Genomic DNA, 23262 nt, shown 5'->3' with positions numbered 1-23262 from the left:
AGATGGCTTATCAATCGCAAGACATTATCCGCCGCTCCGCCACCAACGGCGTGACGCCACCGCCGCAGGCACGCAACCATCAGCAGGAGGTGGCGAAACTGATCGACGTCACCACCTGCATCGGCTGCAAAGCCTGCCAGGTCGCCTGTTCCGAGTGGAACGACATCCGCGATGAAGTTGGTCATAACGTCGGGGTGTATGACAACCCGGCGGATTTGACCGCCAAATCCTGGACGGTGATGCGGTTTTCTGAAGTCGAAGAGAACGGCAAGCTGGAGTGGCTGATCCGTAAGGATGGCTGCATGCACTGCGCCGATCCGGGTTGTCTCAAGGCCTGTCCTTCAGAAGGGGCGATCATTCAGTACGCCAACGGCATTGTCGATTTTCAGTCTGAGCAATGTATTGGCTGCGGCTACTGCATCGCCGGTTGCCCGTTCGACGTGCCGCGCCTCAATAAAGAGGATAACCGCGTATATAAATGCACCTTGTGTGTCGATCGTGTCACCGTCGGTCAGGAGCCGGCCTGTGTGAAAACCTGCCCGACCGGAGCCATTCATTTCGGCAGCAAAGTGGATATGCAAACCCTGGCCGGAGAACGGGTGGAGGAGCTGAAAACACGCGGTTACGACCATGCCGGATTGTACGATCCGGCTGGCGTCGGCGGTACGCATGTGATGTATGTGCTGCATCATGCCAACAAACCGCAGCTGTATCACGGCCTGCCGGAAAACCCGAGCATCAGCTCCGCCGTCACCTTCTGGAAAGGTATCTGGAAACCGCTGGCGGCGGTGGGCTTTGCCGCCACCTTTGCGGCGGCGGTGTTCCACTATGTCGGTGTCGGGCCAAACCGGGTCGACGATGACGAGGAGCAAAAATGATGAAAAAGCGCGATCGCCTGATTCGTTATAGCGCCCCGGAACGCATCAATCACTGGATTGTGGCGTTTTGCTTTGTCTTCGCCGCCCTCAGCGGATTGGGTTTCTTTTTCCCGTCATTTAACTGGCTGATGCACGTACTGGGCACACCGCAACTGGCGCGCATTCTGCATCCTTTTGTCGGCGTGGTGATGTTTGCTGCCTTTTTAATCATGTTCTTACGCTACTGGCGTCAGAATCTGATCAACCGCGAGGACATTTTGTGGGCAAAAAACATCCATAAAATCGTGCGCAATGAAGAGGTCGGCGATACCGGCAAATATAATTTCGGGCAGAAGTGTGTGTTCTGGGCTGCTATCATCAGCTTAGTCATGCTGCTGGTGAGTGGAATTGTGATTTGGCGGCCGTACTTTGCCGCTGCCTTCTCCATTCCATTGATTCGCGCCGCACTGGTGGTGCATTCGGTCTCAGCCGTGGCGCTGATTATCGTGATTATGGTGCATATCTACGCGGCCTTGTGGGTCAAAGGCACCATTACCGCGATGGTTGAAGGCTGGGTCCCTGCCGCGTGGGCGAAGAAACATCACCCACGCTGGTATCGCGAGCAGCGCCAACGCCAAACACAACAGGAAAAACGCCCCTGATGAGTATTCGCATTATCCCGCAGGACCAGCTGGAGAAAAGCGATAAGAAAACGGCGGATAACATTCCGCCGTTACTTTTCCCCCGGCTGAAAAACTTATATAGCCGTCGGGCCGCCCGTTTGCGCGAGCTGGCAGCGAAAAATCCGCTCGGTGATTACCTGCGCTTCGCCGCAGTGATCGCCCAGGCGCAGGAAATCGTGCTGTATGACCACCCTCTCCAGATCGATTTGCACGCGCGCCTGGCGCAAAGTGCCGAACAGGGCATTCCTCCGCTGGATATTCACACTTACCCCCGCGACGCCCACTGGCAGCGACTGCTGCATTCGCTGATCGCCGAACTGAAACCGGAGATGAGCGGTCAGGCGCTGGCGGTGCTGGAAAATCTGGAGAAAGCCTCGGCCACCGAACTGGAAACGCTGGCGACGGCGCTGCTGGAAGGCAACTTTGCCCAGGTCAGCAACGACAAGTCGCCGTTTATCTGGGCGGCGTTGTCGATCTATTGGGCGCAAATGGCAGCACTGATTCCGGGTAAAGCCCGAGCCGAATATGGCGAACATCGCCAGTTCTGCCCGGTTTGCGCCAGCGTGCCGGTGACCAGCGTGGTGCACATGGATGTTGGCCAGCAGGGTTTGCGTTATCTGCATTGCAATCTGTGCGAAAGTGAATGGTATGTGGTACGCAGCAAATGTTCTAATTGCGAGCAGACGCGTGATTTGCATTACTGGTCGCTGGATAGCGAGATGGCGGCGGTCAAAGCCGAAAGCTGTGGCGATTGCGGTACTTACCTGAAGATGCTCTACCAGGAGAAAGATCCCGCGGTGGAACCCGTGGCCGACGACCTGGCTTCGCTGGTATTGGATGCGCGCATGGAGCAGGAAGGGTTTTCTCGCAGCAGTTTGAATCCGTTTTTGTTTCCAGGCGAAGGATGATCGCGCAACACGCATATTTCATGTAACCACGGAGGCGTTCGATGAAACTGATTGGCAGCTACACCAGCCCTTTTGTGCGTAAAATTTCAGTGATCCTGCTGGAAAAGGGCATCGTCTTCGAATTTGTTAACGAATCACCGTGGAACGCGGACAGCCACGTGCCGCACTACAATCCGCTGGGCAAGGTTCCGGCGCTGGTGGATGACAACAAGCTCACCTGGTTTGACTCGGCACTGATTGCCGAAGCCATTGAGCTGCGCGGCGAAGCCCCGGCGTTATTGCCTGATGACCGCTTGCGGGCGCTGCAAATCCGCCAGTTGGAAAAACTGGCCGATGGTATCAGCGATGCGGCCCTGGTGATTGTACGTGAGCAAATGCGCCCCGGAGACCTGCAATCCGAGGAGGTCTTGCTGCGTAACCGGGAAAAAATCCTGCGCGGACTGGATGCGCTGGAAATCGCTGCGGCTCAGGGCGATTTACTCAACAGCGACACCCTCAATCTGGCGGATATCGCCACCGGCTGCATGATTGGCTACATCAATTTCCGCCGCGTGGTGCCGAACTGGTGCGTCAATCGTCCGGCACTGATCAAACTGGCGGAGAAGCTGTTTAAGCGGGAGAGTTTTGCCCGTACTGTCCCAGCCTCCAGTTAAAAGTTCTGCTTAATGAAAAATCTGTTTAGTCAGCTGCCTGCCATTGATAGCCTGCTGCGCGACCCCGCGTTGCAGTCTTTAATTGATGATGCAGGCACCGCTTTCGCCACCCGTCAGCTACGCGCCATGCAGCAGGAAGCGCGTGACTGTATCCAGCAACATCAGAGACTTCCTGCCTGGCATGCCAATTGGCCGGGTGAAGCGCTGCGCCGAAGTGCGCAGCAGAGTCAAAGCGCATTGCGCCCGGTATTTAACCTGACCGGCACCGTGTTACACACCAACCTGGGCCGCGCCTGTTTAAGCGATACGGCGATCGCAGCGGTGGTCGCCAGCCTGCGCCAGCCGGTGACGCTGGAATATGCGCTGGATGATGCCGCTCGCGGCCACCGCGATCGCGCCGTTGCCGCCCTGCTGTGCGAACTGACCGGTGCGGAAGATGCCTGTATCGTCAACAACAACGCGGCGGCGGTGCTGCTGATGCTGGCCACCCTGGCACCGGGGCGTGAAGTGGTGGTCTCGCGGGGGGAACTGGTGGAGATTGGCGGTGCGTTCCGCATTCCAGACGTGATGCGCCAGGCGGGATGTCGTCTGGTGGAGGTGGGCACCACCAATCGCACCCATTTGAAAGATTATCGCGCCGCAATCACCGCTGATAGCGGGCTGTTAATGAAAGTTCATACCAGTAACTACCAGATTCAGGGCTTCACTCATGCGGTTGGCGAGGCCGAACTGGTCACGCTGGGAGAAGAACATCAGTTGCCGGTGATTACCGACCTCGGCAGTGGCTCGCTGATCGACATGACGGCATACGGCCTGCCTGCTGAACCGATGCCGCAGCAGTTGATTGCGGCAGGCGTCAGCCTGGTGAGTTTTTCCGGCGATAAGCTGCTGGGTGGCCCGCAGGCGGGGATCATCATTGGCAAAAAAGCATTGATTGACCAGCTCCAGCAACATCCGCTGAAACGTGCGCTGCGCGTCGACAAAATGACGCTGGCGGCGTTGGAAGCGACGTTGCAACTCTATCGTCACCCGGAACATCTTCAGGACGCGCTCCCCACGTTGCACCAGCTGACGCGCCCCGCAACGGACATCCGACAGCAGGCTGAACGGCTACTGCCGGCGCTGGATAAGGTGTTTGGCGATGATTTTTCGCTGGCGATCGCTGCTTGTTCGTCACAAATCGGCAGCGGATCGCTACCGGTAGAACGTCTGCCCAGTTTTGCCATTACCTTCAGCCCACGCGATGGTCAGAGTGGCACGCTGAACGCGCTGGCACAACGCTGGCGCGCCCTGCCGCAGCCGGTTATTGGCCGCTTCAGCGCGGGTAAGCTGTGGCTTGATCTACGCTGTCTTGACGATGAAACTGCCTTGATGCGGAACCTGCTGCCATGATTATCGCCACTGCCGGGCACGTTGATCACGGCAAAACCGCGCTGCTCCAGGCACTGACCGGCATCAATGCCGATCGCCTGCCCGAGGAACAACGGCGTGGCATGACTATCGACCTCGGCTACGCCTATTGGCCGCAACCTGATGGTCGGGTGATGGGTTTTATCGATGTGCCCGGACACGAGAAATTTCTCGCCAATATGCTGGCGGGGATTGGCGGCATCCATCATGCGCTGCTGGTCGTCGCCTGTGACGATGGCGTGATGCCGCAAACCCGCGAACATTTGCAGTTGCTCAGCCTTGCCGGACAACCGCCGCTCAGCGTGGCGCTAACCAAGGCCGATCGCGTTGATAGCGCACGCATTGACGAAGTGCAGCAGCAGGTCGCCCAGTTAACGCAACAGCTGGGCTGGGCTGATGTCGCGCAATTTGTTACCAGCAGCACCACTCTGCAAGGCATTGAGGCCCTGCGCCAACACCTGACCAAGCTGCCTGAACCCGTTTTTAATCCACAGCAGCGTTTTCGCCTCGCCATCGATCGTGCTTTTACCCTGAAGGGCACCGGACTGGTGGTAACCGGCACCGCGCTGGGCGGGGAAGTCAGCATCGGCGCTACCCTGTGGCTGACCGGCGTCAACCAGCCGGTACGGGTGCGCGCCCTGCATGCGCAGAACCAGGCCGTCGCCCGCGCGCAGGCCGGACAGCGCATCGCGTTGAATATCGTCGGGGAGGTGGAGAAAGCACAAATCACCCGTGGTGACTGGCTACTGAGCCAACCACAGGAACACGGCACCACCCGGTTAACGCTGGCGCTTAGCCTGCTGCAACCGCAAAAAAATGCGTCGCAGCCGGTACACATTCATCACGCCGCCAGTCACGTGACCGGGCGTTTAACCGTGCTCAGCGATCAATTGGGTGAACTGGTGCTCAGCTCGCCGTTGTGGCTGGCGGATAATGACCGCCTGATCCTGCGTGACAGCAACGCACAATCCACGCTGGGGGGCGGGCGGGTGCTACTGCTGAACAGCAAAAAACGCGGTAAACGCCACCCCGATTACCTGGCCTGGTTGCAGCAACTGACGCTGGCGACGGATGATGAAACCAACCTGCGCGTCCACCTCAGGCAGCAACCTGCTGACTACAGTGAATTCGCCTGGGCGCGCCAGCTCACACCCACGGCAATGGATGCCCTGCTCGCCAGTATTGCCCCGGTGCGTTTACATCATGCGCTGCTGGACCCGGTCCAGGTCAGCCGCTGGCAGCAGCAATTACACGACGCGCTGGACCATTTTCATCAGCAGCACCCGGAACAGCCGGGTATCGGTCACGATCGCCTGCGCCGCATGGCGCTGCCACAGGCTCCGGCAGAGTTAGTGCTGGCACTGACCGATCAGATGCTGGCACAGGGGCTAATTCAGCAACGCCACGGCTGGTTACATCTGGCGGACTTCAAGCCACGCTTTAACCCGCAGGAAGAGCGACTGTGGCAGCAGGCAGGACCGCTGTTTGGTGACCAGCCTCTGTGGGTGCGGGACATGGCCAGCGCGCTTCAACAAAATGAACAGACGGTGCGCGAGCTGTTGCTGACAGCAGCACGGCTTGGACATATCACCGCGATCGTGCGCGATCGCTACTACCGTAGTGAGCAGATCCAGATCTTCGCCGATCTGATTCGCCAGCGTGCTGCCCTCGGTGGCAGCACCACCGCTGCCGATTTCCGCAACCAGCTCGGCACCGGGCGTAAAGTGGCGGTGCAAATTCTGGAATTCTTTGACCGCAGCGGTTTTACCCGCCGACGCGGCAATGAACACCTGCTACGCGATCCCCGGCTGTTTGTACGCTGATTTTCACGTTACCTCGCAATTGTCTGTGCAACTCCTGTGCAACAACAGTTCATCGTTGAACCAAAACATGCCAAGATGTAAGAATATTTCTTACATCAGGTAACCGCTATGGCACGGACTATGACGATCGATTTGGGTGATGAACTGCGCGAGTTTGTTGAATCTCTGGTTGCCTCTGGCGACTATCGCACGCAAAGCGAGGTGGTCAGGGAGTCGTTGCGTTTGCTGCGTGAAAAGCAGGCAGCATCGAAACTGGAAAAGCTCAGAGCGTTGGTGAAGCAGGGTCTTGAGAGCGGTGAGGGGCAAGAATGGGACAGGGAAGCCTTTCTTAGGAAAGTCAAAGCCAGGGTAGGCATAAATGAAAAGGACGATAATAGTACAACCTGAAGCACAGGAAGATCTCAGCGATATCTGGATTTATGGTTATCGGAACTTTGGCGAAGACCAGGCAAATTTATATAATCTAAAGTTTGATAAAATTTTTTCCAGGCTTGTTTCAAATGAATTAGGCCGCAGACGATATGAAATAGGAAATAAAGTTTTTTCAATACCTTGCGGCCAACACGTTATTTATTACAAAACTGAAATAAACGATATTTTTATTGGCCGAATATTGCATCATTCACAAGATACAGCAGCGTTCATTTTTGATAATCAACTTTTCTAAAAAACAAAAGGGACGATTTCTCGTCCCTTTCAGCTACTGCCTGGTGCGTGTTACTGCAACAGCGAAATATCCGCCACTTGCAGGAACAGCTCGCGCAGTTGGGCCAGCAATGTCAGACGGTTAATACGTACCGCCTGGTCATCCGCGTTTACCATGACTTTGTCGAAGAAGTTATCGACGGACTCACGCAGTTGCGCCAGTTCAATCAACGCATCCTGATAGCGACCTTCTGCGAAGTACGGTTGCAGCTTGCTGCTCAACGCCGTCACGAAGGTGGCCAGCTGGATCTCTTCGTTCTCTTTCAGCAACGAAGCCTGCACGCTGTCGTTCAGCGTTTCGGTCGATTTCGCCAGAATGTTGGAAACACGCTTGTTAGCGGCGGCCAGGGTGGTTGCCGCTTCCAGGGTACGGAAATGCGAAACCGCCTTCATACGGGCATCGAAATCAGCCGGACGGGTCGGACGACGCGCCAGCACCGCCTGAATGGTGTCCACGCTGTGGCCTTCTTCCTGATACCAGGTACGGAAACGACCCAGCATAAAGTCGATGACATCATCCACAACATTGCCGTTGCTCAGCTTGCTGCCGTACAGACGCACCGCTTCCTCGGTGAGGGTTTGCAGATCAAGCGGCAGGTTCTTCTCAACGATAATACGCAGCACACCCAGCGCAGCGCGGCGCAGCGCAAACGGGTCTTTATCGCCTTTCGGATGCTGACCAATCCCGAAGATGCCCGCGAGGGTATCCATCTTGTCAGCAATCGCCACAGCACAGGCAACCGGGTTAGACGGCAGCGCATCACCGGCAAAGCGCGGCTGATACTGTTCGTTCAGCGCCACCGCCACATCTTCCGCTTCACCATCATGACGCGCGTAGTGCATGCCCATCACACCCTGGGTGTCGGTGAACTCGAACACCATGTTGGTCATCAGGTCACATTTGGACAGCAGACCAGCACGGGTCGCGTGATTGACATCGGCACCGATTTGCGCGGCAATCCAGCCAGCCAGCGCCTGAATACGGTCGGTTTTATCACGCAGCGTACCCAGTTCTTTCTGGAACAACACGGTTTCCAGACGCGGCAGGTGATCTTCCAGACGCTTTTTGCGGTCGGTGTTGAAGAAGAATTCGGCATCTGCCAGACGCGGACGTACCACCTTCTCGTTACCGGAGATGATCTGCTGCGGATCGCTGGATTCGATGTTGGCAACGAAGATAAAGTTCGGCAGCAGTTTGCCGTCGTTGGCGTAGACCGGGAAGTATTTCTGGTCACCTTTCATGGTGTACACCAGTGCTTCTGCCGGTACGGCGAGGAATTTCTCTTCGAAAGTGGCAGTCAGTACTACCGGCCACTCCACCAGCGAAGTCACTTCTTCCAGCAGGCTGTCGCTCAGGTCAGCATTGCCGCCGAGTTTCAGCGCCGCTTGCTCAGCATCAGCTTTGATCTGTGCTTTACGGGCAGCGTAGTCCGCCACCACTTTGCCGCGTTCCAGCAGCAGTTGCGGGTACTGGTCGGCATGGTCGAGGGTGATTTCCGGCTCGCCCATAAAGCGATGACCACGGATCACGCGATCCGACTGAATACCGAGGATGGTAGCCGGAATCAGCTCATCACCCAGCAGCAGCGTGACGGTATGGACCGGACGCACAAACTGCACGTCGCTGGCACCCCAGCGCATCAGTTTTGGAATCGGCAGCTTACTCAACGCAGTGGCGATCATCGCGGGCAGCAGGGTCTGGGCGCTCTCGCCTTTCACCTGTGCACGATACACCAGCCATTCGCCTTTATCGGTGCTTAAACGCTCGGCCTGATCAACGGTAATACCGTTACCCCGCGCCCAGCCTTCAGCAGCTTTGGTGGCGTTGCCGTTAGCATCAAACGCGGCAGCGATAGCCGGGCCACGTTTTTCAACTTCGCGATCCGGCTGTGCGGCCGCCAGGTTTGCCACTTTCAGCGCCAGACGACGCGGTGCGGCGAACCAGTTCACCTCACCATGCGCCAGGCCAGCGGCATCCAGTTCAGCGGTAACCTGGGCAGCAAAGGCTTCCGCCAGGCTGCGTAGCGCTTTCGGAGGCAACTCTTCGGTGCCAATTTCCACCAGGAAAGTTTTATCGGTCATGGCTGCCTCTTACTTGTTGTTATTGCACATCGGGAAGCCCAGCGCCTCACGGGAGGCGTAATAGGCTTCTGCCACGGCTTTGGTCAGGGTACGAATGCGCAGAATGTAGCGCTGACGTTCGGTAACCGAGATCGCCTTACGCGCGTCCAGCAGGTTAAAGCTGTGCGCGGCTTTCAGGATGCGCTCGTATGCTGGCAATGGCAGCGGCTTTTCCAGCGCCAGCAGGTGCTGCGCTTCTTTCTCGTACTGCTCGAAGCAGGTGAAGAGGAAATCGACATCCGCGTATTCGAAGTTGTAAGTCGACTGCTCAACTTCGTTCTGATGGAACACATCACCGTAAGTCGTTTTGCCCAGCGGGCCGTCGCTCCAGGTGAGATCGTAAACGCTGTCCACGCTCTGGATATACATCGCCAGACGCTCCAGACCATAGGTGATCTCGCCGGTCACCGGCTTACACTCCAGGCCGCCCACCTGCTGGAAGTAGGTGAACTGCGTCACTTCCATGCCGTTAAGCCATACTTCCCAGCCAAGACCCCAGGCACCCAGTGTCGGGTTTTCCCAGTTGTCTTCCACGAAACGAATATCGTGTACGGTCGGATCGATACCCAGCTCTTTCAGCGACCCGAGGTACAGCTCCTGAATGTTGTCCGGTGAAGGTTTGATGATCACCTGGAACTGGTAGTAGTGCTGTAAACGGTTCGGGTTTTCACCGTAGCGTCCATCGGTGGGACGACGTGACGGCTGCACATAAGCGGCAGCGATGGGCTCCGGCCCTAATGCGCGCAGGCAAGTCATCGGGTGAGAGGTGCCAGCGCCCACTTCCATGTCCAACGGTTGGACGATGGTGCAGCCTTGACGCGCCCAGTAATCCTGCAAGGTCAGGATCAGGCCCTGAAAGGTCTTGGTATCAAACTTTTGCATGTTGAATTCGCACGCGATACGGGTGGATTAAAAAAGAGTGCGACAGTATACCCTTTGGTCGCGCAATGTGCAGCCGGAAATCCTGACGGCGCTGGTACGGGCAAAAGTGGGCAAAACACAACAATAAGAAAATCGTATACGATTTCGAACACATCGCTACGCTTCAGTTCATTAAGGATTTTATTTATTTAAAATCATAAAGATAAATAAAATAACCTTCCACGCACATTCGTGACACAAATCACCTTTTTTACCCTATGGTCAAAAATCGCACATTGACACTTGTATAATCGTATACGAAATTGCGGTGAAACAAATTTGACGAGAATTTGACCATGAAAACCGCCATTGCCTATCCCGGTATGAATGCCAGCGACCGTCCAATGGGACCGGCACCGCTCTCTGCCGCCGTCTTGCACGAACCCATGCTGTTTATCTCCGGCCAGGTCGCCATTGACCCCTATAGCGGCCAGATTATCGGCAACGATATTGCCAGCCAGACGCGTCAGGTACTGAAGAATGTTGGCGACCTGTTAAGCGCAGCGCAGATGACCTTCGACAATGTGGTGCGCGTGACCATTTATCTGACCGATCTCAGCACTTTTGCCGCGATGAATGCGGTGTACAGCGAATTTTTCTCGTTCCCGTTCCCGGCACGCGCCACCGTCGGCATTCAGCTCAACCATCCTGACCTGTTGGTCGAGATGGAAGTCACGGCAATGCGTTAAGGAGTCGCGATGCATATCCATATTGAGAACGACGCCAACGGCCCGGATGCCCTGCAACTGCCTGCTGAACTGTTGCGTCAGCGGCTGGAGACGCATCCGCAGCTGCGTAGCCATTTCACGCTGAGCGACAACCGCAGCGCAGCGCAGAGCGCCAGCTTCCTCGCAAACTGCGACATCCTATGGGCCGGACGCAAACTGGCGCTGGACCAGTTCACGACGCCCCGCCTGAGCTGGGTACAAGTGATGTCAGCAGGCGTCGAGCAGTGGCTGCCCCATTTACCGCAAGGGGTGACCCTGACCAACGCTTCGGGCGTACATGGCGACAAAGGGGCGGAATTTATTCTGATGGCGGCGCTGATGTTTAACTTCGGCATCCCCGGTTTTCTCCAGGATCAGGCTCAACGCCTGTGGCGACCGAGTTTCGGCGGCTGTGCGCGTGACAAAACCGTGCTGCTGCTGGGTGTCGGCGGCATTGGCTCCGCTGCGGCACAACGCCTGACAGCGCAGGGTTATCGCGTGATTGGCGTGACGCGCAGCGGCGAGTGTAGCGCCCCGGTAGAGCGCTGTATCAGCATCGATGCCGTCGATGACGTGCTGCCGCAAGTGGATGTGCTGGTATCAACGCTGCCGCTGACACCACAAACCCAGCGCCTGTTTGATCGCCGTCGTCTTGATCTGCTGCCGAAACGCGCCGGGATTGTGATTGTCGGCCGCGCCGATGTGTTTGATTACGACGCGATGCGCGAAAAGTTGAACGCGGGCGAACTGGCGGGCGCGGTACTGGATGTCTATCCGCAGGAACCGCTGCCGACAGATGACCCGCTGTGGCACACCCCCGGCGTAGTGATGACGCCGCATTGTAGCCTCGACGATCACGCTGCCTACCTTGAGGGTTGCCTTGAGGTGTTTATCGATAACCTGGTGCGCTTCCGCAGTGGTCGGGCGCTGCGTAATCAGGTGGATATCGCGCGCGGGTATTAATTAGCGCATTTCGTGTTTGAGCACCACCGGTATTGCGCCATTTATGGCGATCAACAAAAAGCACCAAAAAGTTCATAAATCAGAAGGTCATCGCTTAACCATTCACCATGCACCAGGGGAACCTTATTATGAAATTTGCACGCCTCGCTTTGTTGTTATCTGGCCTCTCCGGCACCATGCTGGCTGGCCTGTCCAGCGCCCATGCGGCCACCGATCCGATCACACCCACCGCCAGCGACTTCGCCGCCATGGCGCAGTGCAAAACGCTGCAAACCAAATATCCGTCGCTGAAAGGCAAAGATCTGGTGGTTGGCCTCGGTGGCTACACCAAAGGGTTTGAAGCGCCGTCAGAGAACGATCCCAGCATCATTGAAGGTCTTGATCCTTCACTGTTCGAACGTATCAGCAGTTGCCTCGGAGCGAAGCACAGTTACCAGAACGGTTCGTTCAACGTACTGCTGACCTCCATCGCCAGCGGTCGTGCCGATATCGGCCCGATGCTGTATGTCACCGATGAGCGCCTGAAGCAGATCGCCTTCGTCGCGTCGGTCCAGGTGCAGGATGGTTCCGTGGTCGCCAAAGGCAACCCGAAGAAAATCAACAGCGTTGATGACCTGTGTGGCAAAACCGTTGCCGCTGCCGCCGGCACTTACGAAGCCAACAAACTGGTGCCAGAGCAGAGCGCCAAATGCAGCGCCGCCGGTAAGCCGGAAGTCAGCATGCTGATGGTGCAGAACACCGACAACAGCATCCAGGCAGTGAAAAGTGGTCGTGCCGATGTCTACCTGACCGAAGCCGGTTCAGCCCGCGCTATCGCCAAGGCTGACGGCACGCTGGACAGCGCCTTCACCGTGGACCTGCCGATTATGGTCGGTTTTCCGATTGCCAAAGACAACGCCACGCTGCGCAGCGCGGTGCTGGATGCCATGAAGGTGATTCAGGAAAGTGGCGCACAGAAAAAACTGCTCGATTACTGGGGCCAGGGCGGCAGCGCTGAACGTCCGGTAGTTGCTCGCGGTTAATTACGTTCCTGAAAGCCTGCCGGAGATAATGTGGTGGATGATTTCTTAAAATATTTAACCCTGCCTTATCTCTGGCAGGGCGCCGTGATCGCAGTTGAACTGCTGGTCGGCGCGTTAGCGGGCGGCATTCTGATTGGTTTTTTTCTGGCGCTGGCCAGCACCTCTAAGTATCTGTTTATCCGCTTACCGGTGAAGATTTATATCTATACCCTGCGCGGCACCCCGGTGCTGCTGCAATTGATTCTGCTGTACAACGTGCTGCCGGAATTTGGCCTGCGCTTCAGTCCGTTCACCAGTGCACTGCTGGCCTTGATGATTAACGAGACCGCCTTCTGCGCCGAAATCATTCGTGGCGGCATTATGGCGACCGATCGCGACCAAAGCATGGCGGCGCAGGCGTTTGGCTACTCGCGCACCAAAGAGATGATCCATGTGGTGATCCCGCAAGCGTTGCGCGCCATCCTGCCAACCATGGGCAACGAAACCGTGGGCCTGCTGAAATCCACCTCGCTGGCCTCGGTGGTCGGTGTCAATGAACTGACGATGCGCGGCCAGGCGATTGTGTCGCAAAACTTCCTGTTTATCCCGGTGCTGGTGGCCTCCGGCGGCATCTATCTGATCCTTTCCACGTTGCTGGCCGGGGGGCAGTGGTGGATGGAGAAATTCTATAACCTCGACGAACGCGCCCGTCGCGCTCGTGCCCGGCTGGCATTACTGCCGCAGGAAGCCGACATCACCCCGATGCACCTGCCGAAACGCCGCTGGGACACGCAGACCGCCGCGCCGGTACTGGAAATCGATAATTTGTGCGTTGAATACGCCGGTAAAACCGTCCTCAACAATCTGTCGCTCACCGTGCGACGTGGCGAAGTGGTGGTGCTGCTCGGCCGTTCCGGTTCCGGTAAAAGTACGCTGCTGAAATCGATTCTGGCGCTGACGCCGCGCCTGAAGGGCACCATTCAGACCGAAGGGCATTTTATGGGCACCGATGCCAACGGCAAGCCGCTGGCACAGCGTCACCTGCCCGTTAACCGCGCCAAATCAGGTATCGGTATCGTGTTTCAACACTTCGCGTTATTTGATCACCTGACCGCGCTGGAAAATGTGATGAGCATTTTGCTGCGCGTACAGGGTGCGCAGCCAGAAGTGGCTCGTGCCAAAGCGATGCGTGCGCTGAAGATGGTCGGTCTTGGCGATTTCGCCGCCTCGCTGCCGCATGAATTGTCGGGTGGACAGAAGCAGCGTGTCGGCATTGCCCGCGCGCTCGCCGCCGAACCACAAATTCTGCTGTTTGATGAACCCACTTCGGCCCTCGATCCTGAACTGGTCCGCGAGGTGAACCAGACCATGCGCAGCCTGGCGCAAACCGGTATCACCATGATCATCAGTACCCACGATATTGCTTTTGCCGCTGGCGTCGCTGATCGCGTGGTGTTTCTGCAAAACGGGGCGCTGATTGAAGAAGGACCACCAGCGATCCTGAAAAACCCGACCACACCAGCCTTTGCCACTTTCCTTGAACACGAAAACGCCACGGAGGCGCAGCATGCTAACGCCTGAGTTACCGTTTGAACGCGCGGCGCGCGAGCGCCTCGGTGAACCGCTGTTTCGCTATATGCAGGGGCTGCCAGCTGATGCCTTGGGCGACGAAAATGATGCCAACCATCTGGCGTTGCGCCGTTATCGCCTGTTGCCGCGCGTGTTACAGGGCAATGAGACCATCGACACGCACACCACCCTGTTGAACCAAACCTGGGCGGCTCCTATCGGCGTTGGTGCCTTCGCCGGAGACCGTATTTTCCATGACGAGGGTTTGCTGCCGATTGCCCGCGCCTGCAAACGCCTGCAACTGCCACTGGTGATCTCCGAAGAGACCGTGACACCGCTGGCGCAGATTGGCGCGACATATGACCGCTGCTGGCTGCAACTGCGCGCGGCGGGTGAGGTGGCACGCATTAAAGCGTTAATCGACCAGGCAGCAGCAAGCCAGTTTAAAGCGATCGTGCTGACAGTATTAGCGCCGGTCCATCCGGTTGCGGGCCTGCAACCGGGCGGGTTCTCGGTGGGCGACGCGCTGAAACAACGCGGCTGGCATACCATCGGCGGCACACAACCCGGGGTGGAGGCGCTGCCTGCGTTTCCGGTGTGGCGTTGGCAGCAAATTGATGAAGTCGCAACGCACTGCGCCGATCACGGTCTGCCGCTGTTACTAAAAGGCGTGCTGCATCATGATGATGCCGCCCCGGCAGCAGCGCATGGCGTGAGTGGCCTGATCGCCTCCAACATCGGCCTGCGCCAGAGCGCGCGCTGGGTGACACCGGTCGACCAATTGGCCGATTTGCAGGCGGTCACCCGTCTGCCGCTACTCTTGGATGGCGGCATTCGTAGCGGCAGCGATGCCGTGGTGGCACGCTGCCTCGGTGCAGCCTTATCACTGAGCGTGCGTCCGGTCATCACCGCGCTGGTTACCGGGGGAGAGGCAGCGGTGTTTGACCTGCTTTCCGGCTGGATCAACGCCATCAGCGCCATCAGCCACTGGTGTGGTGTCAGCGACATGGCCGCGCTCAATGGCAGCTTTGTCATGGAGGCGCGCGGCTGATGCATCACTTAATTTTCAATCAGGGCGATGCCAGCGAATCACGTATTTATTACTGTGCCCACTATCTGGCAGAAAGCCTCGGCCTGTACGCCGCGCAACGGCTGAACGTCTCCTTTACCACCAGCGAATCCGGCGGACATACCATTCAGGGCGGTCAGGTGCCTGCGGTGCTTAACCGCGAGGCCGATTTAACCCTCGGTGGCCCGATGGTGGTGATGAAGCATTACCAGCAACACGGTGCGGAATTGCAGTGCTTTTGCGCCTCGGTCGCCGCTAACCCCTGGTTTCTGGCGGCAGCCCAACCACAGCCTGATTTTCAACTGCGCGATCTGCGCGGCAAACGGGTGCTGGATGTGGGTAACGTTGGCACCGCCAGCCTGACCTTCCGCTGGCTGCTGGCCCAACATGGCCTGCAGGAAGATGTCTGCATCCTGCCCAGCAGCGGCAATACCGAACATGACTTTGCGGCGGTGGCTGCGGGTGAGGTGGATTACGCGTTGCATGCCATGCACGCGTTGGCCCCGGCTATCAGCGCCGGGCAGTTAGCCAGCGTCACCAGTCTGGCGAGCCTGTGCGGCAGGGTGCCGTGGAGCGCCTATATCGCCCGTGCCGATGTGTTGCGCGAAAAAGCCGCGGCCTTTGCCGCCTTTAGCGTGGCGACACAACAGGCGCTGGCGTGGATCGCGCAGCATGATGCCACTCGCCTCGCTGAACGGGTGAAGCCCTGGTATCCCGATTATCGCTTCGATGCGCTGGTCGCCGGGCTGGCGGCCTATCAGCAGGCTCAGGTGTTTGCGCCGGACAGCCGCATCCCACGTGGCGAATTTGACCACTTCAGCCAGTTGCTTGCGGCCATTGGCTGGCTCGATCCTTCTCAGCCCGTGCCTTATGACGCGCTGGTAACCCAAGCGGGAGCCGAATCATGAAACAGTTAATTATCAACGGGCTGGTGGTAACGGAAAGTGGTGCCGCACCGGCAGACCTGTTAATCGAAGCGGGAAAAATCAGTGGCATTCTGACGCCTGGCGCTTACGACGGCACGGTGGATAACCTGATTGATGCCAGCGGCTTGATCGTGCTGCCGGGGGCGATTGACGTGCATACCCACTTTACCGGCTCGCACGATTTCCCTGAGCAGGAACTGCGCGAAGGCACACGCGGCGCGGCGGCGCATGGCGTGACCACTATCGTCGAAATGCCCCATTCGTTACCACCCGCCACGTCGCTCGCCAGCTTTACTGCCAAACGCAGTTGGCTGGCTGAGAACTGCTCAGTGGATTACGCCATGTGGGCCGGGCTGGATGGCCGCAACGTTCACGAACTGGCAGCACTGGATCAGGCCGGTGCCGTGGCATTCAAAGCCTTCCTGTGTAGTGGCGCACCGAATGGTGACGCCACTGATGCCAAAGGCTTACCGCGCCTTGATGATGATGGCCTGCTGCGCGCCATGCGCGAACTGGCGACCTTCGATGGTTTGATCGGCGTGCATGCTGAAAACCACGACATTCTGATTGGCGCAGGTAGCGAACTACGCCGGGCCGGGCGAAAAGATATCCGCGCTCACGCGCTGGCCGGGCCAGAAATTGCCGAGATTGAAGCGGTGGGACGTGTGCTGGCGATAGCCGCCGAGACCGGCGCACGTTGCCATATCGTCCATGTCAGCTCAGCACGCGCCGCCGAAACCATCATCGCCGCGAAAGAGACCGTGCGCGCCAGCTTCGAAACCTGCCCGCACTACCTGATTCTGGATGAGGAAGACCTGGTACGTATTGGCCCGAATGCCCGCTGCGGCCCGCCGATCCGTCCACGTCCGGTGGTCGATGCGCTGTGGCAGGTGCTGCTGCGTGGCGATATCGACATGATCGCTTCCGACCATTGTCCCTACACGCCAGAACAAAAGCTGGCCGGTGAATTCAGCATCTGGGACGCCGGTATGGGCCTGACCGGGGTGGAAACCCTCAGCCCGATGTTCTTCAGCACCGCGCATATCGATCGGGGTCTGTCGCTGACAGAATTTGCCCGTATGACCGCCAGTGGTCCGGCCAAAGCCTTCCGTCTGTGGGGCAAAAAAGGGGCCATCGCGCCGGGCTTTGATGCCGACCTGGTGTTTTACGATGCCAGCCAGAGTTGGACGGTGACGGGTGAAAATTTCCAGGGGCTGGGCAAATGGAGCGCATTTGAAGGCATGCGCTGTCAGGGTAAAGTGGTGCGCACGCTTATTCGAGGCGTCACCGTTTACCAGGATTCCCGGATACAGGTTGAACCTGGCTTTGGTCAGTTCGTGACCCGTCAGGCATAAACAGGATGATTACCATGGCAGGAAAGTCGACCCGTAGTAAAAACAGCGCCCCACTGGCGCTGGAAGAACAGACCGAAAACAGCTGGAACGCGGCGCGCCCGCGAACCCTGGTCGATCATGCAGTAGATGCCATTCTGAGCGCCGCCTCACGCGGCCTGATTCTGCCCGGAGATCGTATTGCCGAGCCAGATCTGGTCGCGAAACTCGGTATGAGCCGCGTGCCGATCCGTGAGGCGCTGCGCATTCTCGAAAGTCAGGGCATCGTTACCAGCGAACCTTATAAAGGCATTCGCCTGATGGAGATCTCCCATCAGCGGCTGGAACAGATTATTGATGTGCGTATCCCACTGGAGACGCTGGCCTGCCGCCGCGCGATTGAAGCCGGACGCAACAGCGCCACGCAGCTCACCCAGTTGTACCAGGGCGTTGCCGCCATGCAGATGATGATGCAGCGCGAGGATGTGTATGGCTTTGCCTCAGCGGATACCGATTTTCATCGCACGCTATGCAGCTTTGCCCACAACCCGGTGTTGAGCAATTTGTGGGAGTCGATTGCACGCCAGCTAACGGTGATTTTCGGCCTGTCCACCATGGGCAAATCGATGAGTGACATTATCGAAGAACATCAGCGGCTGATTAACGTTTTCGCGGAAGGCGACATCGTCAAAATGACCGACGAGATTGAAAACCATATCCGCATTCAGGCTCTGGATGTGGACTACGAAACCATTATTTCGCAGCGCCGACAGCAACGCTCCAGCGCCGGTTGACGCCTTTTTTCTTGCTTTTACACCAGGATAACCTCGATGAAGATCACCAACGTCGAGGCGTTTTACCTGCGCCTCCCGGTCATTGAACAGCGCACCGACAGTTCACAGGATGCGTTGTTGATTAAAATCACCACCGATGCCGGGATTACCGGTTGGGGTGAAGTGGATGGCAGCCCTTATGTCACCAAAGCCATCATCGAAGCCCCCTATTCCCACACCATGGTCACCGGCCTGAAATCGCTGCTGATCGGTGAAAACCCGCTGGAAACCGGGCGGCTGTGGAAAAAAATGCACCGCGCCACCATCTACTATGGCCGCAGTGGTGCGGTGTTGCAGGCGATGGCGGGGATTGATATCGCGCTGTGGGATATAAAAGGCAAAGCGCTGGGCAAACCGATTGTCGAGCTACTGGGCGGGGCGCTGCGCGACAAAATGCGCGTCTACTCCTCCAATATGTTCCAGTTCAGCGTGACCGACACTGTCGCGCGCGCGAAGCACGCTATCGATACCGGTCATACCGGGGTGAAATTTGGCTGGGAGCCATTCGGCACCGATGAAGCGCTGGATTTACGTTATCTGGAAGCGCTGCGCCGCGAGATGGGCGACAGCGTGGATCTGATGCTGGACGTCGGTCATGTGTGGGATGCCAAAACCACCATCCGGCGCAGCCAGCGTTATGAACATCTGAACCTGTTCTGGATTGAAGAACCCCTGCACCCGGATAACTACGCGGGCTATGGCCAGGTCTCGGCAGCCTGCCAGCAACATATCGCCGCCGGTGAACAGGAGTGCTCGGTAGTGGGCTTCCAGCGCCTGATCGACGAAGGCGGTATCGATATTGTGCAGATTGACCTGACGCGCACCGGTTTCACCCAAGCGATGGAAATTGCCAGCTATGCACACAGTCGCGGTCGCAAGGTGTGTAATCACAACTTCACCACCGATATCAACACCGCCGCCTCGCTGCATTTCCTCTGCGCCATTGAGAATGCGCTGGTGATGGAATATTGCGTCGAGCCGGGTGAAATCAGCCGCTCGCTGGCGAAGAATCCGGTACGCATCGCTGATGGCTACGCCTGGCTGCCTTCCGAGCCCGGCCTGGGAGTAGAACCGAACGAAGCGGTGATCGAAAAATTCCTCGTGCGTGATTAACCACCTACGCGCCAACAGCCAGATGGCTCTGAATTTCAGGCCCAAAGGTTGTTGGCGCGCCTCTCGCTGACTACCCTTCTCCACCAGGACGTCCTGCGCACGGGGAAGCTATGTCGCAAAAAATTTACTGGATCGACAACTTACGTGCCATCGCCTGCCTGATGGTGATCGTCATTCATACCACCACCTGGTACATCACCGGACCGCTGGCGGTGACCGGCATCAGTTGGGACGTGGCCAATGTGCTCAATTCCGCATCGCGTGTCTGCGTGCCGCTGTTCTTTATGATTTCAGGCTATCTGTTCTTCGGCGAACGCAGCGCACAGGGGCGGCATCTGCTGCGTATCGTGCTGTGTTTGCTGTTCTACAGCGCGGTGGCGCTGGCGTATATCACCTGGCTGACGCCGATCAGCGAAGGGCAGTCACTGCTGAAATTGTTGCAGAAACCGGTGTTTTATCACCTGTGGTTTTTCTTTGCGATTATCGGTATTTACCTGCTGTCACCGTTAATTCAGGTGAAACAGGTGCCACCACGCTATGTCGTGCTGCTGGTGGTGGTACTGGCGGTGCTTGCCAATCCCAATACCATCAGTCAGTCGGTCGGCCCGTTTCACTGGTTGCCGGTCAATTTGTACGTCAGCGGCGACAGTATTTATTACCTGTTATACGCGCTGTTGGGGCGGGCGATTGGCGGCATGGACACGGAAAAACCAGGCATAGCATGGCTGGCCGCGCTGGCGTTTATCGCCTGTGTGGCGGGTATTGCACTTGGCACCAAACAGATGCTGCTGATCAACGGCGCATTCAATGATACCTGGTATCTCTACTGTGGACCGCTGGTGTTTATTGCTGCCATCAGCTTACTGATACTGAGCAAACACGCGCTCAATCACCGCACGTTACCGATGTTAGCAACCATTTCACGTTATTCCCTGCCCATTTACGGCTTTCATGCGCTGTTTATCCATTTCCTGCGTACCAACCATTACGATGACATGGCAAATCCGTGGATCGACTTGCCATGGGTGTTTGGTGTGACGCTGCTCGGCAGCTTAGGCCTGGCGATGCTGCTAAAACGGGTGGATAAACATCATCTGGTGAGTTGATCATCCCAACGCTGCTTCGCGCGGCGCAACTGGCGTGCGGAGGAGAAACCTGCGGCCAGCGCGGCTTTTTCCGCCGCTTCGCCCTGCTGCTGACGCTGGCGCGCAATCACCAGCCGCAGTTGCTCGTGATATTCGCGCACACTGATGCCGAGATGCTGGCGGAACAGACGCGTCAGATGTCGCTCGCTGACGTGAGCACGCTCCGCCAGAGCAGGCAACGACCAGTCATATTCAGGGTGCGCAATCATCACATCCTGCGCGCGGTGAATCGCCGGGTGCAGGTGATTACGGTAACGCAGCCACGGCGAGAGCTGCGGATCATCGCCGGAACGACGGAACCACACCACCATCTCGCGCGCCACTGCCAGTGCCTGGCGCGCGCCACACAGGCGGTTAATCAGGTGCAGCGCGAGGTCGATACCGGCGGTGATCCCGGCGCTGGTCCAGATGCCGTTATCCTCCACAAACACCCGGTTCTCTTTGACCTGCGCCGCCGGAGCCGCCGCCTGCAAACGCGGCAACACATCGTGATGAGTGGTGCACTGCACACCATCCAGCAATCCCGCCTGCGCTGCCAGCAACGACCCCGAACAGACGCAGACCAGCGTAATGCGCTGTGACCGAATATCCGCCTGTTGCTGACGCAACCACGCACGGGCGAGCGTCGCCGCCGGGGTGTCATAGCAGGTACGTGAATCATGCACGCCGGGCACCACCAGCAGGCTGTTAGCCGGTAGCCGTTCGGGCAGTGGCGCGATATCGCCAATGGTCATATGCGTGGAGCCGATCACACGGGCTTCCGGGCCAATGTAATGTAGCGAGAAGTGGCCGCCAGCCAACTGGAAGGTTTCGGCCGGGCCGGTGAGGTCGAGCACCATGACGCCGGGTAACGTCAGGAAGAAGATGGGTTGCGGCATGGGTATACTCCGGTTGGTTCCGTTTACGTCCCGCATTAAACCCGTAGCGGCGCGATTTATCGCGCATTTCCGAACACGCTGTCGGTAAAACGCGCGCGATAAATCGCGCCGCTATGGAAAGACGAACGCGACGCCAGAGCCTATCTTAGCTGACTTTACTGCCGGGCCCATGCCAATTCCGGCCATCCTGCTGACGTATCAGGACATCAACGGCTGCAATTGCTGATACAACCGGGCGAACACCTCACGCTGCGGTTGATAGGCACGATGGCGGGCCGCATCCGGCTGATGCCGCTGCGCCAATTCCGGTGTCGGCAGATCGCTGTTGGCATCGACGGCCAACTGCGCCAGACGGGCCGCCCCGAGCGCAGGGCCGACTTCACCACCGTGACAATAATCCAGCGTCAACCCACTGATATCCGCCAGCATCTGCCGCCAGTACGCGCTGCGCGCACCACCGCCAATTAGCATCACCGTCTTCGGCTGGACGCCACATTCGTGCACCGCATCCATGCCCTCCGCCAGCGCAAATCCCACCCCCTCCAGCACCGCACGCGCCAGTTCCGGCCGCCCATGCTGATGGGTCAGGCCAAAAAATGCCCCCTGCGCCTGGGGATTGTTGTGCGGCGTGCGCTCACCCGAAAGATAAGGTAAAAACCAGACCGGCGAGGCATCGCTGCTCGCCCGTTCAGCTTCCGCCAATAGCTGAGGTACATCTTCACAGCCAGTCAGTTTGGCCGCCCAATCCAGACAAGACGCCGCACTGAGGATCACCGACATCAAATGCCAGCGCTGCGGCAATGCGTGACAAAAGCTGTGCACTGCACGTTGTGGATTGCTGAGATAGCCGTCGCTGACCAGGAAATAGACCCCCGAAGTGCCCAACGACAACATGCCCTGGCCCGGCTCGACCATACCAACACCCACCGCCCCGGCGGCATTATCACCGCCACCGGCCACCAGCGGCACGGGTTGCATCCCCCAACGCCGGGCGATATCGGGCTGTAGCGTACCGGTGATCTGATTGCCCTCGAACAGTTTTGGCATCTGACTGCGGTCCAGGCCACAGGCGCGCAGCAATGCATCACTCCAGTCGCGCTGCGCCACATCCAGCCACATCGTCCCGGCCGCATCGGACATATCCGTGGCGAAATCGCCGCTTAAACGCCAGCGCAGATAATCTTTTGGTAGCAACACCTGAGCAACGCGGGCGAAAATTTCCGGCTCGTGTTGCTGTACCCATAACAACTTGGGTGCCGTGAAACCGGGCATCATCAGGTTACCGGTGATGGTGCGTGCATCCGGCACCTGCTGCTCCAGTTGGCGGCACTGTTCGCCGCTGCGCCCGTCGTTCCACAGAATCGCCGGGCGTAGCACCTGGTGCTGTGCGTCCAGCAACGTCGCACCATGCATCTGACCGCTCAGACCTATCGCCTGCACATTACCGAGGTCATGTCGCTGCGCCAGTGCCTGCATGGCCTGATCGGTCGCCAGCCACCAGCTTTCGGGATCTTGTTCGCTCCATAAAGGATGCGGCCGCGACACCTGCAATGGCGCACTTTCCACGGCGAGCACCCGTCCTTGCGCATCCAGCAACGCGACCTTAACGCCTGAGGTGCCCAAATCGATCCCGATAACCATGCTGC

At 58.0% G+C, this 23262-nt stretch carries 22 protein-coding genes; 18 read left to right on the top strand and 4 right to left on the bottom strand.

Annotated features, from left to right (window positions below; all coding sequences use genetic code 11):
- Positions 1-2 precede the first annotated feature (2 nt).
- The 8 genes from fdxH (at position 3) to PAT9B_RS29555 (ending at position 7001) form a co-directional block, all read left to right on the top strand.
- Entirely contained in the window at positions 3-878 is an 876-nt protein-coding gene (fdxH, locus tag PAT9B_RS00365) for a formate dehydrogenase subunit beta (protein WP_013507271.1), read from the top strand.
- On the top strand, positions 878-1519 hold the full coding sequence (gene fdoI / locus PAT9B_RS00360) for a formate dehydrogenase cytochrome b556 subunit (protein WP_041525880.1): 642 nt from the start codon (positions 878-880) through the stop codon (positions 1517-1519). Before fdxH ends, fdoI begins: the two co-directional genes overlap by 1 nt.
- Positions 1519-2448 (top strand): formate dehydrogenase accessory protein FdhE, encoded by a 930-nt coding sequence (gene fdhE, locus PAT9B_RS00355; RefSeq protein WP_013507269.1) that lies wholly within the window; start codon positions 1519-1521, stop codon positions 2446-2448. The genes fdoI and fdhE overlap by 1 nt, the downstream gene beginning before the upstream one ends.
- A 41-nt stretch (positions 2449-2489) precedes the next feature.
- Positions 2490-3101, top strand: coding sequence for a glutathione S-transferase (locus tag PAT9B_RS00350; protein ID WP_013507268.1), 612 nt, complete (start codon positions 2490-2492; stop codon positions 3099-3101).
- A 12-nt stretch (positions 3102-3113) separates the two neighbouring features.
- Entirely contained in the window at positions 3114-4493 is a 1380-nt protein-coding gene (gene selA / locus PAT9B_RS00345; protein WP_013507267.1) for an L-seryl-tRNA(Sec) selenium transferase, read from the top strand.
- Positions 4490-6334: a selenocysteine-specific translation elongation factor gene (selB, locus tag PAT9B_RS00340; RefSeq protein WP_013507266.1), complete on the top strand. Its 1845-nt coding sequence runs from the start codon at positions 4490-4492 to the stop codon at positions 6332-6334. The genes selA and selB overlap by 4 nt, the downstream gene beginning before the upstream one ends.
- 108 nt (positions 6335-6442) lie before the next feature.
- Positions 6443-6721 (top strand): type II toxin-antitoxin system ParD family antitoxin, encoded by a 279-nt coding sequence (locus PAT9B_RS00335; RefSeq protein WP_013507265.1) that lies wholly within the window; start codon positions 6443-6445, stop codon positions 6719-6721.
- Positions 6693-7001, top strand: coding sequence for a type II toxin-antitoxin system RelE/ParE family toxin (locus PAT9B_RS29555; protein WP_013507264.1), 309 nt, complete (start codon positions 6693-6695; stop codon positions 6999-7001). Before PAT9B_RS00335 ends, PAT9B_RS29555 begins: the two co-directional genes overlap by 29 nt.
- 50 nt (positions 7002-7051) lie before the next feature.
- Here the strand turns inward: PAT9B_RS29555 and glyS are convergent, their stop codons facing one another.
- Together glyS and glyQ are read right to left on the bottom strand one after the other, a co-directional pair.
- Entirely contained in the window at positions 7052-9121 is a 2070-nt protein-coding gene (gene glyS / locus PAT9B_RS00330) for a glycine--tRNA ligase subunit beta (RefSeq protein ID WP_013507263.1), read from the bottom strand.
- Between the two features lie 9 nt (positions 9122-9130).
- A complete protein-coding gene (glyQ, locus tag PAT9B_RS00325; protein ID WP_013507262.1) occupies positions 9131-10042 on the bottom strand; it encodes a glycine--tRNA ligase subunit alpha in 912 nt (303 codons plus the stop codon).
- A 335-nt stretch (positions 10043-10377) separates the two neighbouring features.
- On the opposite strand from glyQ, the gene PAT9B_RS00320 reads away from it, so the two are divergent.
- The 10 genes from PAT9B_RS00320 (at position 10378) to PAT9B_RS00275 (ending at position 20699) form a co-directional block, all read left to right on the top strand.
- Positions 10378-10770 carry a RidA family protein gene (locus tag PAT9B_RS00320; RefSeq protein ID WP_013507261.1) on the top strand — a complete coding sequence of 131 codons (393 nt, stop codon included), beginning with the start codon at positions 10378-10380 and terminating at the stop codon, positions 10768-10770.
- Positions 10771-10779: 9 nt separating this feature from the next.
- Positions 10780-11751, top strand: coding sequence for a D-2-hydroxyacid dehydrogenase (locus tag PAT9B_RS00315; protein ID WP_013507260.1), 972 nt, complete (start codon positions 10780-10782; stop codon positions 11749-11751).
- Positions 11752-11879: 128 nt separating this feature from the next.
- On the top strand, positions 11880-12773 hold the full coding sequence (locus tag PAT9B_RS00310; protein ID WP_013507259.1) for a transporter substrate-binding domain-containing protein: 894 nt from the start codon (positions 11880-11882) through the stop codon (positions 12771-12773).
- Between the two features lie 33 nt (positions 12774-12806).
- Positions 12807-14333 (top strand): amino acid ABC transporter permease/ATP-binding protein, encoded by a 1527-nt coding sequence (locus PAT9B_RS00305; protein WP_041525879.1) that lies wholly within the window; start codon positions 12807-12809, stop codon positions 14331-14333.
- Entirely contained in the window at positions 14320-15372 is a 1053-nt protein-coding gene (locus PAT9B_RS00300) for an alpha-hydroxy acid oxidase (protein WP_013507257.1), read from the top strand. Before PAT9B_RS00305 ends, PAT9B_RS00300 begins: the two co-directional genes overlap by 14 nt.
- A complete protein-coding gene (locus PAT9B_RS00295) occupies positions 15372-16298 on the top strand; it encodes an ABC transporter substrate-binding protein (protein WP_013507256.1) in 927 nt (308 codons plus the stop codon). The genes PAT9B_RS00300 and PAT9B_RS00295 overlap by 1 nt, the downstream gene beginning before the upstream one ends.
- On the top strand, positions 16295-17671 hold the full coding sequence (locus PAT9B_RS00290) for a dihydroorotase family protein (protein WP_013507255.1): 1377 nt from the start codon (positions 16295-16297) through the stop codon (positions 17669-17671). The genes PAT9B_RS00295 and PAT9B_RS00290 overlap by 4 nt, the downstream gene beginning before the upstream one ends.
- 14 nt (positions 17672-17685) lie before the next feature.
- Positions 17686-18441, top strand: a complete 756-nt coding sequence (locus PAT9B_RS00285) for a GntR family transcriptional regulator (RefSeq protein WP_013507254.1) — start codon at positions 17686-17688, stop codon at positions 18439-18441.
- 36 nt (positions 18442-18477) lie between these two features.
- Positions 18478-19593: a mandelate racemase/muconate lactonizing enzyme family protein gene (locus PAT9B_RS00280; protein WP_013507253.1), complete on the top strand. Its 1116-nt coding sequence runs from the start codon at positions 18478-18480 to the stop codon at positions 19591-19593.
- 110 nt (positions 19594-19703) lie between these two features.
- Positions 19704-20699 (top strand): acyltransferase, encoded by a 996-nt coding sequence (locus tag PAT9B_RS00275; RefSeq protein WP_013507252.1) that lies wholly within the window; start codon positions 19704-19706, stop codon positions 20697-20699.
- Here the strand turns inward: PAT9B_RS00275 and PAT9B_RS00270 are convergent.
- Positions 20684-21616 (bottom strand): GlxA family transcriptional regulator, encoded by a 933-nt coding sequence (locus tag PAT9B_RS00270; RefSeq protein ID WP_013507251.1) that lies wholly within the window; start codon positions 21614-21616, stop codon positions 20684-20686. The genes PAT9B_RS00275 and PAT9B_RS00270 overlap by 16 nt on opposite strands.
- A 198-nt stretch (positions 21617-21814) precedes the next feature.
- Positions 21815-23257, bottom strand: coding sequence for a xylulokinase (gene xylB / locus PAT9B_RS00265; RefSeq protein WP_013507250.1), 1443 nt, complete (start codon positions 23255-23257; stop codon positions 21815-21817).
- Positions 23258-23262 lie beyond the last annotated feature (5 nt).

Origin of the sequence: Pantoea sp. At-9b (assembly GCF_000175935.2) — a bacterium.
In the GTDB taxonomy this organism is placed as follows: Bacteria; Pseudomonadota; Gammaproteobacteria; order Enterobacterales; family Enterobacteriaceae; genus Pantoea.
Note: the sequence above shows the minus strand (reverse complement) of the source record. Positions and strands in the feature narration are given on the sequence as shown.